General features: G+C 69.9%; 14 protein-coding genes and 1 pseudogene. 9 read left to right on the top strand and 6 right to left on the bottom strand.

Translation table 11 applies throughout. The features are described from left to right. Positions 1–250: 250 nt before the first annotated feature. On the bottom strand, positions 251–2,206 hold the full coding sequence (gene gyrB / locus Voc01_RS05720; protein ID WP_203926204.1) for a DNA topoisomerase (ATP-hydrolyzing) subunit B: 1,956 nt from the start codon (positions 2,204–2,206) through the stop codon (positions 251–253). Between the two features lie 488 nt (positions 2,207–2,694). Here gyrB and Voc01_RS05715 point away from each other — a divergent pair, with 488 nt between their 5' ends. Further along, positions 2,695–3,252, top strand: a complete 558-nt coding sequence (locus Voc01_RS05715; protein ID WP_203926365.1) for a hypothetical protein — start codon at positions 2,695–2,697, stop codon at positions 3,250–3,252. A 9-nt stretch (positions 3,253–3,261) separates the two neighbouring features. On the opposite strand, the gene Voc01_RS05710 is transcribed toward Voc01_RS05715, so the two are convergent. From Voc01_RS05710 to dnaA, 5 genes are all read right to left on the bottom strand, one after another. Beyond that, complete coding sequence (locus Voc01_RS05710) at positions 3,262–3,807, bottom strand: DciA family protein (RefSeq protein WP_239159975.1); 546 nt, start codon at positions 3,805–3,807, stop codon at positions 3,262–3,264. Further along, complete coding sequence (gene recF, locus Voc01_RS05705) at positions 3,800–4,972, bottom strand: DNA replication/repair protein RecF (RefSeq protein WP_203926203.1); 1,173 nt, start codon at positions 4,970–4,972, stop codon at positions 3,800–3,802. The genes Voc01_RS05710 and recF overlap by 8 nt, the downstream gene beginning before the upstream one ends. A 10-nt stretch (positions 4,973–4,982) precedes the next feature. Next, positions 4,983–5,858 (bottom strand): phosphogluconate dehydrogenase (NAD(+)-dependent, decarboxylating), encoded by an 876-nt coding sequence (gene gnd / locus Voc01_RS05700; protein WP_203926202.1) that lies wholly within the window; start codon positions 5,856–5,858, stop codon positions 4,983–4,985. A 109-nt stretch (positions 5,859–5,967) separates the two neighbouring features. Then, entirely contained in the window at positions 5,968–7,098 is a 1,131-nt protein-coding gene (dnaN, locus tag Voc01_RS05695) for a DNA polymerase III subunit beta (RefSeq protein WP_203926201.1), read from the bottom strand. Positions 7,099–7,677: 579 nt separating this feature from the next. After that, positions 7,678–9,558 (bottom strand): chromosomal replication initiator protein DnaA, encoded by a 1,881-nt coding sequence (dnaA, locus tag Voc01_RS05690; RefSeq protein ID WP_203926200.1) that lies wholly within the window; start codon positions 9,556–9,558, stop codon positions 7,678–7,680. A 450-nt stretch (positions 9,559–10,008) separates the two neighbouring features. Here dnaA and rpmH point away from each other — a divergent pair, with 450 nt between their 5' ends. The 8 genes and pseudogenes from rpmH to Voc01_RS05650 all read left to right on the top strand — a co-directional run bounded on the left by rpmH (position 10,009) and on the right by Voc01_RS05650 (position 17,554). Continuing rightward, positions 10,009–10,146: a 50S ribosomal protein L34 gene (gene rpmH / locus Voc01_RS05685; RefSeq protein ID WP_203926199.1), complete on the top strand. Its 138-nt coding sequence runs from the start codon at positions 10,009–10,011 to the stop codon at positions 10,144–10,146. A 17-nt stretch (positions 10,147–10,163) separates the two neighbouring features. Next, positions 10,164–10,577, top strand: a complete 414-nt coding sequence (gene rnpA / locus Voc01_RS05680) for a ribonuclease P protein component (protein ID WP_203926198.1) — start codon at positions 10,164–10,166, stop codon at positions 10,575–10,577. A 32-nt stretch (positions 10,578–10,609) separates the two neighbouring features. Continuing rightward, positions 10,610–10,873 (top strand): membrane protein insertion efficiency factor YidD, encoded by a 264-nt coding sequence (gene yidD, locus Voc01_RS05675; protein WP_203926363.1) that lies wholly within the window; start codon positions 10,610–10,612, stop codon positions 10,871–10,873. Further along, complete coding sequence (gene yidC, locus Voc01_RS05670) at positions 10,873–11,961, top strand: membrane protein insertase YidC (RefSeq protein ID WP_203926197.1); 1,089 nt, start codon at positions 10,873–10,875, stop codon at positions 11,959–11,961. Before yidD ends, yidC begins: the two co-directional genes overlap by 1 nt. Before the next feature lie 121 nt (positions 11,962–12,082). Continuing rightward, entirely contained in the window at positions 12,083–12,853 is a 771-nt protein-coding gene (locus Voc01_RS54415) for a Jag family protein (RefSeq protein WP_307781559.1), read from the top strand. A 113-nt stretch (positions 12,854–12,966) separates the two neighbouring features. After that, positions 12,967–13,626, top strand: a pseudogene (gene rsmG, locus Voc01_RS52845) (16S rRNA (guanine(527)-N(7))-methyltransferase RsmG); the annotation flags it as partial. 1,730 nt (positions 13,627–15,356) lie between these two features. Further along, positions 15,357–16,481, top strand: a complete 1,125-nt coding sequence (locus Voc01_RS05655) for a ParA family protein (RefSeq protein ID WP_275423695.1) — start codon at positions 15,357–15,359, stop codon at positions 16,479–16,481. Beyond that, entirely contained in the window at positions 16,478–17,554 is a 1,077-nt protein-coding gene (locus Voc01_RS05650) for a ParB/RepB/Spo0J family partition protein (protein ID WP_203926195.1), read from the top strand. Before Voc01_RS05655 ends, Voc01_RS05650 begins: the two co-directional genes overlap by 4 nt. The last annotated feature ends 16 nt before the right edge of the window (positions 17,555–17,570 follow it).

The raw sequence follows: 17,570 nt of genomic DNA, 5'->3' as shown, positions 1-17,570 counted from the left end.
CGATGCCGACCGGCTCGATGCGGCTCCCGGTGCCGTCGCCGGGGTTGCCGGCGGCCGCGCCGTCGAGACCGGCCTCGGTAGGCGTCTCGCCGGCACCGGCACCGACCGGGCCACTCATGGGATCGGGCTGACCTCCGGTGGCCGCATCGGTCGCATCGTCGTCGGGACGCGCGCCATCAGGCTCTGTCACTGATTTTCCTTACTGGTCTGTCGAAGGTTGCCGGGCGGGGCTGGGCCAATCAGAGCGGACTCAGATGTCCAGGAAGCGCACGTCCTTCGCGTTGCGCTGGATGAACGACCGGCGGGCTTCGACGTCTTCACCCATCAAGACGCTGAAGAGCTCGTCCGCGGTTGCGGCGTCGTCGAGGTTGACCTGACGCAGCGTGCGCGTGGCCGGGTTCATCGTGGTCTCCCACAGCTCCGGGTAGTTCATCTCGCCGAGACCCTTGAACCGCTGGATGTCGTCGGGCTTGGCGTTGGGCCGCTTCTCCTGGCGCAGCCGGATCAGCCCGTCGCGCTCGCGGTCGGAGTACGCGTACTGCGCGTCGTCACCCTTCTTGTTCCACTTGATCTTGTACAGCGGCGGCGCGGCCAGGTAGACGTGGCCGAGCTCCACCAGCGGACGCATGAAGCGGAACAGCAGCGTGAGCAGCAGGGTCTGGATGTGCTGACCGTCGACGTCGGCGTCGGCCATCAGGATGACCTTGTGATACCGCAGCTTCGCGATGTCGAACTCGTCGTGGATGCCGGTGCCGAGCGCCGTGATCAGCGACTGGACCTCGTTGTTCTTCAGCACCCGGTCGATACGGGCCTTCTCGACGTTCAGGATCTTGCCGCGGATCGGGAGGATCGCCTGGGTGACCGGGTCACGCCCCTGCTTGGCCGAGCCGCCGGCCGAGTCGCCCTCGACGATGAACAGCTCCGAGACGCGCGGGTCGGTGGACTGGCAGTCGGCCAGCTTGCCCGGCATCGAGCCCGACTCGAGCAGCGACTTGCGCCGGGCCAGCTTGCGCGCCTGCGCGGCGGCGATACGCGCACGGGCGGCCTGGGTGGCCTTGGTGATGATCATCTTGGCTTCGGCGGGGTTGCGCTCGAGCCAGTCGGCCAGCCACTCGTTGCACGCCTTCTGCACGAAGCTGCGCACCTCGGTGTTGCCGAGCTTGGTCTTGGTCTGACCCTCGAACTGCGGCTCGCGCAGCTTCACCGAGATGATCGCCGCGAGACCCTCGCGGATGTCCTCACCGGAGAGCTTCTCGTCGCCCTTGAGGATCTTCTTGTCGGACCCGTACTTGTTCACGATGCCGGTGAGCGAGGTACGGAAGCCCTCCTCGTGCGTGCCACCCTCGTGCGTATTGATCAGGTTGGCGAACGTGAACACGCTCTCGCCGTATGACTCGTTCCACTGCATGGCCACCTCGACGGCCATGCCCTCGCCCTCCGCGGCGAACTCGATCACCGACTTGTGGATCGCGGTCTTGGTCTTGTTCAGGTGCCGCACGAAGTCGGCGATGCCGCCCTTGTAGCAGAAGGTGACCTCGCGCGGCTTCGACTCCTCGCCCTCGGCGCCGGGGCGCAGGTCGCGCAGCGCGATCGTGAGGCCGCGGTTGAGGAACGCGCGCTCCTCGAGCCGGCGGTAGATCGTCTCGTAGTTGAAGACCGTGGTCTCGAAGATCTTGTCGTCGGGCCAGAAGGTGACAGTGGTGCCCGTCTCCTGCGTGGCTTCGCCCTTCTCCAGCGGCGCGGCAGGCTTACTGTTGAGGTAGGTCTGCCGGTAGACGTGACCGTCCTTACGGATCTCGACCTCGACCTTCACGGACAACGCGTTGACCACGGACACGCCGACCCCGTGGAGACCACCGGACACCTGGTAGGCCTTGCCCTCGAACTTGCCGCCGGCGTGGAGCATGGTCAGTGCCATCTCCAGACCGGTCTTCTTCGTCTTGGGGTTGACGTCGACCGGGATGCCGCGGCCGTTGTCGATCACCCGGATCGCGCCGTCGGCCAGGATCGTGACGTCGATGCTGTCGCAGAAGCCGCCCAGCGCCTCGTCGACGGAGTTGTCGACGACCTCCCACACGAGGTGGTGCAGGCCGCGCTCGCCGGTGGAGCCGATGTACATACCCGGTCGCTTACGGACAGCCTCCAGGCCCTCCAGCGCTGTCATCGTGGAGGCGGTGTACTCGGACTGCTGCTTCGGCGATGCCACTCTCGGTCGCTTTCTTGCCCGAACCTGGCGGCCGGGCAGGGTAGGGCGGGCACGCGGAAGCCCCGGGCAGTGCCCCGAAATTGGGAACCCGGACGGGACGGACCCGTGTGGCGACCGCGACGCACGCGTACTGGAGTGCTCCGTCAATCTTACTGGGTTCGGACGACAGAATGCGCCTCGCAGGTACCTGTGGCGCGCGTAGCGGCGAGAAAATCCCCCGTCGCATCTCCCCCCACGCGGGGTGGGCGGCCGAGCCGCCCGTGAGCCGCTGCGCACCGGAAGTGGCGGTCGGGCGCTCATCAGGCTCTGGGCCGACGAGAACGGCTCGCCAAACCGTCGCCGTTAGCGTAGATTCCGCGCGCGGTGGATGGGCACGTACGCCTGAACGGGACACGACCGTATTAAGGGGACGCGGTGAGCGCGTTTCAGAGGTGGCGGAGCGCGGCACACGGTGCACGATGGGGACGAAGAGCGAGGTGAGCGGGCGGATGGGGCTGGACAACGTGGCGGTTCAGTGGCCCCGCACGGGCCGCTTCTACGATCCCGTCGCCCCGGCGGAGTTCGTCGACTTCGAGGCGATGGCCGACAGCAACCCCACCATGCCGGGCCCGGCCGCGGCGCTCGCCGACCACATCGCGAAGACCGGCACGGTGCGCGCCACCAGCTACAGCGAACTCGTCGACCTCCTGCTCGGCCTCGGCGGTGTGCTCTACGCCACTGATGCCAGCGCAGAGGACGAGGACCCGGTGCTCGACCCCGATCAGTGCGCCTGGGTCGCCGGCGGCCTCGAGCGCTTCCTCGCCGGTCACCGTGACCACGGCGAGGAGGTCACGTTCGAGTCGGTCGGCGCGGTGATGCGCAAGGCCCTCGAGGGCACCCGGCTGGCGGAGCAGCAGCTGCGCTGGCTCGACGGTCGGCTCGACGCGCTACGGGACGAGTCGGGCGAGCCGCCGCAGTGGAGCTTCACGCTCACCGAGCTGACCGTGCTGGCCGCCTTCTACCGGCGGTGCGCCGACCGCGGCTTCGCGGTCTACGCGGATTTCTAGGGCGGACTTCTAGCCGTACGTGTCGCGCGGGCCGCGGCCGCGGACCCGGCGCGGACCCCGCGACCACGACGGCGCGACCGGCCCGTGGATGTACAGCTTGCGCACCACGCCGTCGCCGACCTCGGCCGCGATGCTCTTGATCAGTTTGCCGCTGAGCAGCTTGAGCTGCGTGGCCCACGCGGTCGACGTCGCTTCCACGGTCAGCTCGCCATTCTCGAGCTTCACCGGCCGGCACTTCTCGGCCAGGTCGGCGCCGACGACCTTGGGCCACTCCCCGAAGATCCGGGCCTCGGCGGCCGGCTTCTGCCAGCCCCGCGACTTGACCAGCCTCGCGAGCAGCGTCCCGAACAGCTGCGGGTCGCGCGGGTCGGGTCCGGGCCCCGAGTAGCCGCGCAGCCTGCGTCCACCGGCACCGCCATCGCCGACGGCCTTGCGCCGCGGTGGAACCTTGCGGCGGGCGAGCGCCGCGTCGAGGGCGGCCCGGGCCAGCTCCGGACCGGCCAGGCCCTCGGGGACGCCCGGAATGTCTTTTTTCTCAGAAGGCTCGTCAGCCACGCCGCACCTCACCGTCGCGGACCGTGTACCGGGCGCCGCGCAGGCGCGCCGGCACGTCGTCGTCGACCGCGCAGGTGACCAGCACCTGCTCGGCTCCGGAAACCAGGTCGGCGAGGCGCTCCCGCCGGCCGGTGTCGAGCTCGGCGAACACGTCGTCGAGGGCGAGCACCGGCTCGGAGCCGCCGGCCCGCAGCAGCTCGTACGCGGCCAGCCGCAGCGCCAGCGCGACCGACCAGGACTCCCCGTGGCTCGCGTAGCCCTTGGCGGGCAGGTCGCCCAGGGTCAGGGCCAGGTCGTCGCGATGCGGGCCGACGAGCGTGACCCCACGCTCGATCTCGGCCGGCCGCCGCTCCCGGATCGCCTCGGCGAGCACCTTCTCCAGATCCGCGCCGTCCGGGGCTCTGCTCAATGCGCCCGCCTCCGCGGGCGCGGGCCCCAGCGACGCCGGCTCCGGGGCCGGGGTCTTCGACACGTACGCCAGACCGGCGGCGCCCTTGCCCGCGGCGACCGCCTCGTACGCGGTGGTGACGAGCGGCGCCAGCGTCGCCGCCAGCTCCAGCCGCGCCGCCCACAGCTTGGCGCCGTGCTGGGCGAGGTGCGCGTCCCACACGTCCAGCGTGGACAGGTCGCCGCCGGCGCCGCGGACCCGCTTGGTGAGGTAGGCGGTACGCAGCAACGCGTTGCGCTGCTTGACGACCCGCTCGTAGTCGGCCCGGACGCCGGCCATGCGCGGCTGACGGGCCACCAGAAGCTCGTCGAGGAACTTGCGCCGGCCGTCGGGGTCACCGCGCACCAACGCGATGTCCTCGGGCGCGAACAGCACCAGCTTCAGCGCGCCGAGGATGTCCCGGGGACGGGTGGCCGGCGCCCGGCCCAGTCGAGCCTTGTTCGCGCGTCCCGGCTCGATCTGCAGTTCGACGAGGAGTTCGCGGCCCTCGTTGATCATCTCGGCCCGGACCACCGCCCGCTCGGCGCCGGCGCGCACGAGCGGGGCGTCGGTGGCCACCCGGTGCGAACCCAGCGTCGCCAGGTAGCCCAGCGCCTCCACCAGGTTCGTCTTGCCGACGCCGTTGGGTCCGACCAGAACGGCCGGACCCGCCTCGAACTCGACGAACACCCGCTGGTAACTGCGGAAGTCGACGAGTTCGAGCCGGCGGACGTACATCTACCCGACTCTAGGCGTCTTTGACGGCGTGCCCACCGAACTGCTTGCGCAGGGCGGCGATCGCCTTGATCGCCGGCGAGTCCTCCTGACGCGAGACGAAGCGCGCGAACACCGACGCCGCGATCACGTTCATCGGCACGGCGAGCCGGACGCCCTCGTTGATGGTCCAGCGGCCTTCGCCGGTGTCGTCGGCGTAGCCGCGGATCTTCGACAGCTGAGGGTCTTCGTCGAGAGCCTTGTCGAGCAGGTCGAGCAGCCACGACTTGACCACCGAGCCCTCGCGCCAGGACTTGATGATGCCCGGCACGTCGTCGATGATCTCGGCGGCGTTCATGAGCTCGTAGCCCTCGGCGAACGCGTGCATCATGCCGTACTCGATGCCGTTGTGGACCATCTTGGCGTAGTGCCCGGCACCGTGCCGGCCGGCGTGGACGTAGCCGAACTCGCCCTCCGGCTTGAGCGCGTCGAAGATCGGCTTGACCGCGTCGACGTCCTTCTTCTCGCCGCCGACCATCAGTGCGTAGCCGTAGTCCTTGCCCCAGATGCCACCCGACACGCCGACGTCGACATAGCCGACCCCGCGCTTGCCGAGCCGCTCGGCGCGGGCTCCGTCGCCGTCGAACTTCGAGTTACCGCCGTCGACAACGATGTCACCGGGCGACAGCAGCGCACCGACCTCGTCGACGAGGGCCTCGGTGGCCGCCACCGGCACCATGATCCAGACCACCCGCGGCGTCTCGGTCAGCTTCTCGACCATCTCGGCGAGGCTCTTCACATCGGCGACATTGGGATCGTTCGAGTAGCCGAATACCTCGTGACCGGCGGCACGGATGCGCTCGCGCATGTTGCCGCCCATCCGGCCCAGGCCGACCAGACCAAGCTGCATGGTGCTCCTCCTCCTGCGAGCCGGCGGCCTGACGGCGCCGGCGCCCCCCAGAACGGGACCGCCGACCCTTTCCGACCGGCCCCGCGAGCCGGCCTCCCGTCTGCCCGGCTCAGCCGCCGATTCGTACCGGCATGATCAGGTACCGGTAGCTCGACGACGCCTGCCCATCTTCTCCCGCCGGCGACATGATTGCCGGCTTCTTGGGCTCGGTGAACGACAGGACGGCCACCGGTCCGTCGAGGGCGGAGAGCCCGTCGAGCAGGTACTGGTGGTTGAACGCGATGGTCATCGGCTCGCCGGTGTACTCGCAGTCCATGGCCTCGCTGGCCCGCGCGTCCTCGCTGCCACCGGCCTCGACCACCAGGCCGTCGTCGCCGAACGACAGGCGCACCGGGGTGGCGCGCTCGGCCACCAGCGCGACGCGCTTGACCACCTCGGTGAGCGCCGAGACCGGCACCCGGGCCTGGGCGTTGTGGGTGTCGGGCAGGAGCGCCCGGACCTTCGGGAACTCCCCGTCGAGCAACCGCGACGTGGTACGGCGGGTGCCGGCGGCGAAGCCGATCATGCCCTCGCCGATGCCGCCCCGCGACAGCGCCACGGTGACCGCACCGCCCAGCGGGCCGAGCGTCTTCGCGGTGTCGTGCAGGGTGCGGGCCGGCACCAGGGCGGCGAGGTCGGCGTCGGACTCGTCCGGGTGCCACTCGAGGTCGCGGATCGCGAGCCGGTACCGGTCGGTGGCGAGCATGGTGAGCGTGTTCCCGGTGAGCTCCAGCCGCACGCCGGTGAGCACCGGCAGCGTGTCGTCGCGACCCGCCGCGATGGCCACCTGCTGCACGGCAGCGGCGAACGCGCCGGCCTCGACCGTGCCCGCGGTCGCCGGCATGTCGGGCAACGACGGGTAGTCCTCGACCGGCATCGTCGGCAGGGTGAACCGGGCGCTGCCGCAGGTGATCTCGACGTGGGAGCCAACCGCCGCGATGTCGATGGGCAGGGCCCGCAGCGACTTCACGATCTCGGCGAGCAGCCGGCCGGAGACCAGGGCCGCACCGTCGGCGTCGGCCTGCACCTCGACGGTGACCTGGCTCGAGACCTCGTAGTCGAACCCCGACACCTGGAGCCGGTTGTCGGCCACCCGCAGGAGGACACCCGCCAGAACGGGCACCGACGGCCGGCTGGGCAGGCTCTTGGCGGTCCACGCGACAGCGTCGGCCAACGCGTCGCGTTCGACTCGGAACTTCATCTCGCGGATCCTCCGCGTCACGGTGGGCTGGATCTTGAAACCGGAGTTTTGGTGGGAGGGCCCGTTGGGAACGAACCGGATACCTCAACGACCCCGTAGAGCACTGGCTGCACATCGTGCCCCTCGCACCTTAGGGCGTCGAGGGGGCATCCGTGCAACGGACCCCTGGGGTTGGCACACCGAGTGTTTCGGGGGCCTGACGGGCGCTCTCCACACACAGATGGTTTTTGGTTTTCTTCATCAAAGATCAAAACATCGTCATCATCAGCGTTGTGGATGTTGTGGACAGAGGTTGTTGATGCAGGTCATCGCCTGATGGGGGCGGTGGACGACCTGTGCACAACCCCGTGCATCAATGGCCCCTCCATCCACAGGCCGGGTTGTCCACAGAAGTTTTCAACAAGCTGTCCACCCTCGGTCCACCGTTACCCAGGGTTATCCACACGGCTCGTCCACCGCATCTGGCCTGATGGGAGACACCTTTCCGTCACCTGATGGATACCCATCGAATACGTCCACAGCGCTGTCCCCAGCCACTGTCCACAGGCTGTGGATGACGGCGGTGGAGGGAGACGCGACTCAGGTCGTCTGCTTGATGCGGTTCGTCAGCTCGGCGATCTGGTTGTAGAGGGAGCGACGCTCGGCCATCTGTTGACGGATCTTGCGATCTGCATGCATGACTGTGGTGTGGTCGCGCCCGCCGAACGCCTGCCCGATCCGGGGCAGCGACAGGTCGGTCAGCTCGCGGCACAGGTACATGGCCACCTGGCGGGCGTTGACGAGCACGCGCGAGCGCGAGTGGCCCCGCAGGTCGTCGAGGCTGACGCCGAAGTAGTCGGCGGTCGACGCCATGATCTGGTCCGCGGTGATCTCCGGCCCGGACCCGTCCGGGATGAAGTCCCGCAGGACCTCCTCGGCCAGGGCGAGCTGCACCGGTGAGCGGGTGAGGTTGGCGAACGCCGTCACCCGGATCAGCGCGCCCTCGAGCTCCCGGATCGAGTTCGAGATCCGCGAGGCGATGAACTCCAGCACGTCGGCCGGCGCGAACAGCCGCTCCTGCGCGGCCTTCTTCTGCAGGATCGCGATCCGGGTCTCGAGGTCCGGCGGCTGGATGTCGGCCAGCAGGCCCCACTCGAACCGGGTGCGCAGCCGGTCCTCCAGCGTCGCCAGGTCCTTGGGCTTGCGGTCGGAGCTGATGACGATCTGCTTGTTGGCGTTGTGGAGGGTATTGAACGTGTGGAAGAACTCCTCCTGTGTCCGCTCGCGGTTCTCCAGGAACTGGATGTCGTCGATCAGCAGGATGTCGACGTCGCGGTAACGGCGCTGGAACGCGCTGGTCTTGTCGTCACGCAGGGAGTTGATGAAGTCGTTGGTGAACTCCTCGGTCGACACGTACCGCACATGTCGGACATGACCGAGCTGGGTGGCGTACTGGCCGATGGCGTGCAGCAGGTGGGTCTTGCCCAGCCCGGACCCGCCGTAGATGAACAGCGGGTTGTACGCCTTCGCCGGTGACTCGGCCACCGCGACCGACGCGGCGTGCGCGAACCGGTTGGAGGAACCGATGACGAACGTCTCGAACGTGTACTTCGGGTTCAGCCGGTTGCCGCCGGTGTCGGCCGTCGCGGGACGGCGCTCGTCGCGGCCGGTCCCCTGCCGCGGGGGCGGTGGCGGCGGAGGCACCTCCTCGATCGGCGGACGGACGGTGTTCCAGCTCTCACGGGCCTCGTACCCACCCCGGTAGGCGGGCTCGTACGGGCGGTCGTCGGCCGGAGCGGAGTGGCCGCCGGCGAGCGCGGACCCGACGGGCTCGACCGCGAGCACGGGCTCCGGCTCCGGCTCGACCGTCCGCGGACCGGCGGGGCTGACCGGCGCGGCCGGGTCGGTCGTCTCGAAGACCCCGGTGGCGCCGACCTCGGCGGGTGCCGGCGCGCCGCCGGCCGGGGCGTCGTCCGCCGCGGGACCCGCAGCGGGGCTGTATGGCGCGGCCGGGCTGGTCGGCGCCGTCGCTTCGTAGGCGACGGGTTCGTACGGGGCCGGACCGTACGGGTTCGGCTCGTACGGACCTGTCTCATAGGAGGCGGCCTCGTAACGGGTCGCCTCGTACGGGCCGGCCGGGTCGAGCGGCGCGGCCGGGTCGTCGAAGAGCCGGTCGCCGCTGCGGGCCATCGGCACCGGCTGACCACCGGCGGGCGTCTCCTTCGCCGGGCGCACGGTGACCGCGACCTGGATCGGCCGGCCCAGCCGCCGGGTCAGCGCGTCGGTGATCGCCGGGCGCAGCCGGGACTCGATCTGGTCGCGCGTGAAGGCGTCCGGCACCGACAGGAGCGCCGTGTCGTCGACGATCGCGCGTAGCCGGGTGAGCCGGAGGTAGGCGCGTTGCTGCGCCGAGACGATGCCGTCGGCCAGCTCGTCCGTGGCGGCGTCCCAGGTGGCCGCCAAGTCGATCGCGTCCCCCACGCGCGGTTCCCCCCTCGCTGTTCGCGGCAGCGACCGAGCGGGGTCGCTGTCCACAAGTTATCCACAACCTGTGTATCAACGAGTGACCCGCCGCCAACGGTCTGTCCCCGCCTGGACAAACTGGCCCGGATCGGAATCCGGGCCCGACGAGATGTGGTTATGGTGCACAAACACCACACCGTGTGACCGGCCGAACTCGTTCGCGGCGTCGGCTGGCCACCCCCCAAGGACTGCCGCGCGGACCGTCGATGCGTTCCGCGCAACGGGCGACGCTAACAGCGTTGTCCACAGGCCTCAACAGTTGTGCACAGGTTGAGGGACGGGGTCGGGCCCGTTTTGACCCTCACCCCATCGGGTGCGTACTCTGGAACGGCTGTGCTGGGTCAGCGCGGCTGATCTCTGTGCCCGCTGAACCTGCCCGTTCATACCGAACTGTTATCGGAGCCTCACGTGAGCAAGCGCACTTACCAGCCCAACAACCGTCGCCGGGCGAAGACCCACGGCTTCCGGTTGCGGATGCGCACCCGGGCGGGCCGCGCGATCCTCAACAGCCGCCGGGCCAAGGGCCGCGGCCGTCTCGCCGCCTGACCTAGCGGACCTCTCTCGTGCTCGCGGCGCCCCACCGGCTACGTCGGCGGGTCGACTTCGCCGCCACCATCCGGGGCGGCCGGCGAGCGGCTCGGGGCGCTGTGGTCGTCCACTATGGTTTTGCGGCCGCGGCGCCGCCGGTCCCGGAGAACCCGGAACCGGCGCGATCCGCGACTACTCCGGCCTCGGCGGAGGCCCTGCCTCCGCCGCGGGCCGGTTTTGTGGTTTCCAAGGCCGTTGGTGGCGCGGTCGTGCGCAACCTGGTGAAGCGCCGGCTTCGGCATCTGGTGAGGGCGCGCATCGACGCGCTGCCGCGCGGTGCCATGCTGGTGGTACGTGCGCTGCCGGCCGCGGCCGAGCGAAGCTACACCGAGCTCGGTGCCGATCTCGACGGCGCGCTCGCCCGCGCGACCTCCGGGAGGAGACGGTGACCATTCCCGAGCCCGCGACGCTCGGAGGCCGGATCATCGCGGCCCCGATCCGCGGGTACCGTCGATGGATCAGCCCGGTGATACCGGCGCGTTGTCGTTTCTACCCCTCGTGCAGCGCATACGGGTTGGAGGCGGTCGCTGTGCACGGCCCCGTGCGCGGACTGCTTCTGACCACCTGGCGGATCTTGCGCTGCCACCCGTTCCACCCCGGCGGTTACGACCCGGTGCCGCCCGCCCGTTCTGGACAGGCCGACACTGGACAGGCTGACACCGAAGCTTCTGGAGCCGCGAAGTGATGGACTATATCTACACCGCGATCTCCTGGATCCTGCTGCGCTGGCACGGGCTCTGGGATGCGGTGCTCCCGGATGGCGCGTTCCTCGGAACGAACTGGGAATGGATCCTGTCGATCGTGTTCCTGGTGATCACGGTCCGGGTGATCCTGTTCCCGATCTTCGTGAAGCAGATCAAGTCGCAGCGGGCGATGCAGGCGCTTCAGCCGAAGATCAAGGAACTCCAGGCCAAGCACAAGGGTGACCGGGAGTCGATGCAGAAAGAGCTCATGGAGCTCTACCGCACCGAGAAGGCCAACCCGCTCATGGGCTGCCTCCCGATGTTCCTGCAGATCCCGGTGTTCCTCGGCCTGTTCCACGTGCTCAAGCGCGTGCGCCCGGGCCGGCCCGAGAACATGCAGACTCTCTACGGCTGGACCGCCGACCAGTTCGAGAGCGCCGCCAACGCGACGCTGTTCAAGGCGCCGATCCCGGCGCACTTCACGTCGAGCGCCGAGCAGCTGGCCGACCTGAACGGCAGCGGCGTCACGGTGAAGATCGTCGCCGGCTTCCTGGTCGCGATCATGATCGTGACCACGTACATGACCAGCCGTCAGATGATCCTCAAGACCGGCTGGTCCGAAGACCCGCAGCAGCGCATGATCCAGAAGCTGATGCTCTACGGCATCCCCTTCTCGCTGCTGATCTCCGGCGGTCTGTTCCCGATCGGTGTGGTCATCTACTGGGTCACCACGAACCTGTTCTCCCTCGGCCAGCAGTTCTGGGTGCTGCGCAAGTACCCGCCGCCGAAGATGTCCTCGGCCGGCACCTCGTACCAGGCGATGAGCGAGCGGGCGTCCGGCTCGGCGGCCAGCCGCAACACCCCGGCGAAGCCGGCCTCGAAGAACCCGTTCGGCCTGGGCTCCGCCGATCGGAACCGCACCGAGAACAAGGCCGCGTCCAACGGCAAGGCCTCCAAGCCGAACCTGAACAAGGGCAAGAAGGCGGACGACGCAGCGGCGCCGCCCACCAAGGTGCAGGGACCCCGCGTGGGTGCCAAACCGGTGCGCAACAAGAAGGGCGGTACGGCCCGCCGGCCATCGTCGGGTTGATGCGACCACCGCCCGGGAGCCGCAGTCGGCTGCCGGGCGGTGTGGCGCTCCCCCACCGGCTCGCCGCCCGTTAGACGGACGTCAGGTGCCTGCGGGTGCCCCGAACAGTGCGGAGTAATACGTGAACGAAGTTAGCGGCATCGAGACCCGGCCGACCGAGGACGAGGTGGTGAACGCGCCCGTCGCCGATGCCGACTCCGACGTCGACGAGGCCGAGGCGGTCGCTGATACCGAGACCTCCTCCCCCGACGCCTCTTCCGTCCCCTCTTCCGTCTCCTCCTCGGACTCCGCCGACGACGAGGACTCCGACGATGAGGACTCGGACGAGGACTCGGACGACGACTCGGACGATTCCGACGATGACGACGACGCGGACGATGATGACGACTCGGGCGCTGAGGCGTCCGGCAACGGGGCGGCGCCCTCGGCGAAGACCGACCTGTTCCGGGAGAGCGAGATTGCCGCCGACTACGTCGAGGGCCTGCTCGACATCCTGGACTACGACGGCGACATCGACGAGCTCGTGTCGGGCGGCCGTCCGATGGTCGAGGTCGTCGGTGGGCGGTTGAACTCGCTCGTGGGTACCCGTGGGGCGACGCTGGAGGCGCTGCAGGAGCTCACCCGCCTGGCGGTGTTCCGGCAGACCGGCTCGCCGAGCCGGCTGCTCCTCGACGTCGGCGGCTACCGGGCGACCCGGCGCAAGGAGCTGGGCGCGATCGCCAAGAACGCGGCCGAGAAGGTCAAGGAGTTCGGCGAGGCCGTGCGGCTCGAGCCGATGAGCGCGTTCGAGCGGAAGTGCGTGCACGACGTCATCAACGCGCTCGCCGGGGTGGAGAGCGAGTCGGAGGGTGTCGAGCCGAGCCGGCGCATCGTCGTGCGTCCGGCTCCCTGACATCGGTGGCAGAACCTGATCGGGCGTCGACGCGGGCCGCGTCGACGCCCGATGCCGTTCCGGACGGTGTTCCTGCCGCTCCTGGCGCTGTTCCTCAATCTTTTCCTGACGGCATTCCTGATCTGCTGCTTGGCGCGGCGGTCGAGCTGTTCGGCGAGCGCCTTCCTCTGGCGGAGCGGTTCGCCTCCCTGCTCGCCACCGCGGGGGTGGAGCGGGGTCTGATCGGTCCCCGCGAAGCTCCCCGCATCTGGGACCGGCATCTCCTCAACTGTGCGGTTCTGGGCGAATTAGTACCGTCTGGGGTCTATGTTGTAGACGTAGGTTCCGGTGCGGGTTTGCCCGGTATCGTGTTAGCGGTGGCGCGCCCTGACCTTCGCATCTCCCTCGTGGAGTCGCTGGCGCGTCGAACCGCGTTCCTGACCGAGGTGGTCGAGGAGCTCGGCCTGTCGTCGGTGGAGGTCGTACGGGCCCGCGCCGAGGAGTGCGTCAACGTACTCGAACCGGCCGACGTGGTGACCGCCCGCGCGGTCGCCCCCCTGGACCGGCTTGCGTCCTGGTGCCTCCCGCTCGCGCGTCCCGGTGGCGTGCTGCTGGCGATCAAGGGCTCGTCGGCGGCGGATGAGATCGAGGAGCACCGGGCCGCGGTGCGGCGTCTGGGTGGTGGGTCTCCGTCGCTGGTCCAGTGCGGGATGCGGTTGCTGCCCGAGCCGACGACGGTCGTGGAGATCCGGAACACGGGGACGGCCGGCGGGTCCGTCAGGTCTCGAGGTGGGTCTGGGACCGATGCGGGAGCCGGCTCCCGGAGTGAGTCGCGGGCCGGTTCGCGTGGTGGCTCCTCGCATGGTGGTTCCTCGCGTGGTGGCTCCCGAGCCGAACCGCGGGCAGAGGCCCGGGGCGGAACGCCGGCCGATGCTCGGGGTGACACCCGCGCCGGTGCTCGGGGTGACTCCCGTGCCCAGGCCCGCGATGACGCACACGCGGCTCGGGGCGAGGCTCGGGTGGAGAAGAAGCCTGCCGGTGGTCGAGCGGGCGGACGAGCCCGCTCCGCCGGTGCAGGACGGTCCGGAGGCCGCGGGGCGCAAGAGGCCCGTGATGCCCGAGGGACGCATGGGGGCGCGCGATCGGGTGACGGGGGCGATCACCCGAGGAAATAGAAGCGGGGGATTCCTGGATGCGGCGATTGGCGTTGGGGGACGTCGGAGAGCCTCATGAAGCAGTGGATCGGCGGGGCGGTTGGGCGGGGCTGAAGCGGCGGGTTCGGACCATGTTTCCGGCCTTTCGGGGCCGCCGGAAGCGGTCCGAATCAAGTTGTGAGTCAGACGGGCATAGCACGGCTGAGCCGTCGACCGTAGGCTTGGCGCGCGCAATCGATACGGACACCGAGGTGTCGGAATCGGGCTCGGCGCCGCAGTCGACGGACATTCGCGGCGCCCCATCATCGGGATCGAATGGATCGGACACGGTGCGCGACAACGCTTTCGTTCCGGAACGGAACGCGGGCGGCTCAGAAGGGCCGCCGGTTTCACGTGAAACACGTCCGCTGGACGAGGAGGCGACCTCGACGGTCGACATGGGCCGTTTCATGGGACGCGCGGCCGCGCCATCCCGGGTCGCGACAGCGGAAGCGGATCACCTGCCCGCTCCGATCCAACGCACGGGCACGGTCTACGGCCGAGGCGGAAATCCGGTGACCTCTGGGACCGCTGGGTCGCCCGGGTCCCCTGAGACGTCGCCGGAGTCGGGAACGGTGCCGGTCGCCCCGCTTCCGGGTGCGTCGGCGGGTGTGGCGGGGTCCCCGGTTGCGGTCTCGGCTCAGTCGTCGGGGGTACCGGCACCGGTCTCGGCCCCGCCGGTCTCGGGCCCACCGGCCCCGCCGGCGTCGGACTGGCCGCCCTTAGGTCCGTCGGTCCCGGGCCCATCGATCCCGGGCTCCCCGCAGTCGGGCTCTCCCGAGCCGCTGCGGACAGGGTCGGCCGGTCTCCGGCCCGCCGACCCGGACGCCCCGGCGCGGGAGCGTTCGGGTGGGTTGCGGCCGACCGATGAGGCGTCCGAGGGTCGCTCGGCGGGGATTCGTCCAGCGGCTTCTGGCGAACCCTCCGGAGGGCTGCGCCCAGCGGACTTCAGGGAACCGTCAGAGGAACGTTCTGGTGGACTGCGTTCGGAGGGCCCGGAAGAGCCATCGTGGGAGCCCTTGGAGGGTCTCCACCCGGCCAGTTCGGGAGGAGCATCGCCGGAGCCCGCGGGCGGGCCAGGGCCGGCCGGGCTCCAGGCCGGAACCCAGACCGGGTTCCAGGCCGATCTCCCAACCGGGCTCCAGCCTGGGGGCGACGAGCGGTCCGCGGTCGGTTCGGCGGGGCCGCCACAGTCGGGTCCCGTGGGATCGTTGCGCCGGGGAGCCGGCGGGCCGCCGCACGCGCGTCCCGCATCTGACGGCCCGGCGCCGGCGGTCTCAGCTCGGGGTGGACCGCCCGGCGGTGGGGTGCCCTCTAGTACGGTCGCTGGGATGGGTCCGGCCGCGCCCGTGTTCCGGCCCCCGGGCGGCCTCTCCCCGGCGCCCACACCTGTCCGTCCGGCCGATGTTTCCGACGATGGCCGTGTCGGTCGGGTCGAAGAGGCGTCCCACAGGGGAGTATCGGATGAGTCGCCGTTCCGGCCCGCGCCGCGCCCGATTCCCGAGTCTGATCTTGCGGAGAACGATATGACCGACGCCTACGTTTCACGTGAAACGGAGGATCCGCCGCTGGCCCAGGAAGCGAAGCGAGCGGTCGAAATCCTGAATCCCAGTGGCGAGATCACCATGCCTCGACCGCCGAAGCGGCGGATCCTCTGCGTCGCGAACCAGAAGGGCGGCGTCGGGAAGACCACCACCGCCGTGAACCTCGCGGTCGCGCTGGCGCTCCACGGCAACCGGGTGCTCGTCATCGACCTCGACCCGCAGGGCAATGCCTCGACGGGACTGAACGTGCCACACCACTCCGGTGTGCCGGACATCTACCAGTGCCTGATCGACGGCGTCCCGCTCGACGCGGTGACGCAGGCGGTCGAGGGAATCCCCACGCTGTGGGCCGTCCCCGCGACCATCGACCTCGCCGGTGCGGAGATCGAGCTCGTCTCGGTGGTTGCACGTGAATCGCGGCTCCAGCGCGCGATCCGGGCCTCCGAGGGCGAGTACGACTACATCTTCATCGACTGCCCGCCGTCACTCGGTCTGTTGACCGTCAACGCCCTTGTGGCGACGGACGAGGTGCTGATCCCGATCCAGTGCGAGTACTACGCGCTGGAGGGTGTGCGGGCGCTGACCGAGAACATCGAGATGATCCGGTCGCACCTGAACCCGGTGCTCGAGGTCACCACGGTCCTCCTGACCATGTACGACCGCCGCACGCGACTCGCCGACCTAGTCGAGCAGGACGTCCGGGCGCACTTCGGAGCGAAGTGCCTGAACGCCGTCATCCCCCGGAACGTCCGGGTCTCCGAGGCGCCGAGCTACAGCCAGTCGGTGATGACGTACGACCCCGGTTCGCGGGGCGCAGTGAGTTACTTTGAGGCCGCACAGGAAATCGCGCTGCGCGGCGCTCAGCGCACCCAGCCCGGCGCACAGCGCACCCAGTCCGGAGGCAACGGATGAAGTCAACCCGACGCGGCGGTCTCGGCCGGGGCCTCGGCGCGTTGATCCCTACTGCTCCCCCGCCGGCCGGCGGGGGCACGGCGACGGCGGTCGCGGAGGCACCGCCGGTGCCGACCCCCTCGGTCCCGGCGCTTGAGACCGTGCCCGAGCCGGCGTCGCCGGTCGAGCCGCCGGCCGCCCCGAAGGCGGTCGAACCGGAGGTGACCGAGGCGCCGGCCGCACCGGCGCCCGCGCCGGCCGAGGAGCTCGCTCCCGTTCCGGGTGCCCGCTTCGCTGAGATCCCCGTCAGCGCGATCACGCCGAACCCGAAGCAGCCGCGCCAGGTCTTCGACGACGAAGCGCTCGACGAGCTGAAGACCTCGATCGAGGAGGTCGGCTTCCTCCAGCCGATCGTGGTCCGCGAACTCGGGCCCGACCGCTTCGAGCTCGTCATGGGCGAGCGCCGTCTGCGCGCGGCGACCGCGCTCGGGCGCGAGTCGATTCCAGCGATCGTGCGGGAGACCCGCGACGACGCGATGCTCCGCGACGCGCTCCTCGAGAACATCCACCGGGCCAACCTGAACCCGCTGGAAGAGGCGGCCGCGTACCAGCAGTTGCTGGAGGAGTTCGGGGCGACCCACGAGGAGCTGGCGCGCCGGATCGGCCGGAGCCGTCCGCAGATCTCCAACACGATCCGTCTCCTGAACCTGCCACCGGCGGTTCAGCGCCGGGTCGCCGCCGGGGTACTGATGGCGGGCCACGCACGGGCCCTCCTCGCCATCACCGACGGGGAGCAGCAGGAGCAGCTCGCTCGACGGATCGTCGCCGAAGGGCTGTCCGTGCGTGCGACCGAGGAACTGGTGAAGCTGGCGCTCGCCGACGCGGAGAACGGTCACAAGCCCGCTCCCACGCAGCGCCGGGCGAAGCCGCACGCACCGGCGCTCAACGACCTGGCCGACAAGCTGTCCGACCGCTTCGACACCCGCGTGAAGGTCGACATCGGCCGTCGCAAGGGGAAGATCACGATCGAGTTCGCCACGGTGGACGACCTGGAGCGCATCGTCGGCATCATCGGAATGGAAGGCCGGGAGTAGCGCACCGGGCTCCAGC

It is taken from the genome of Virgisporangium ochraceum (assembly GCF_016863655.1).
Lineage (GTDB): Bacteria > Actinomycetota > Actinomycetes > Mycobacteriales > Micromonosporaceae > Virgisporangium > Virgisporangium ochraceum.
This window is presented reverse-complemented; position numbering and strand designations above follow the sequence as displayed.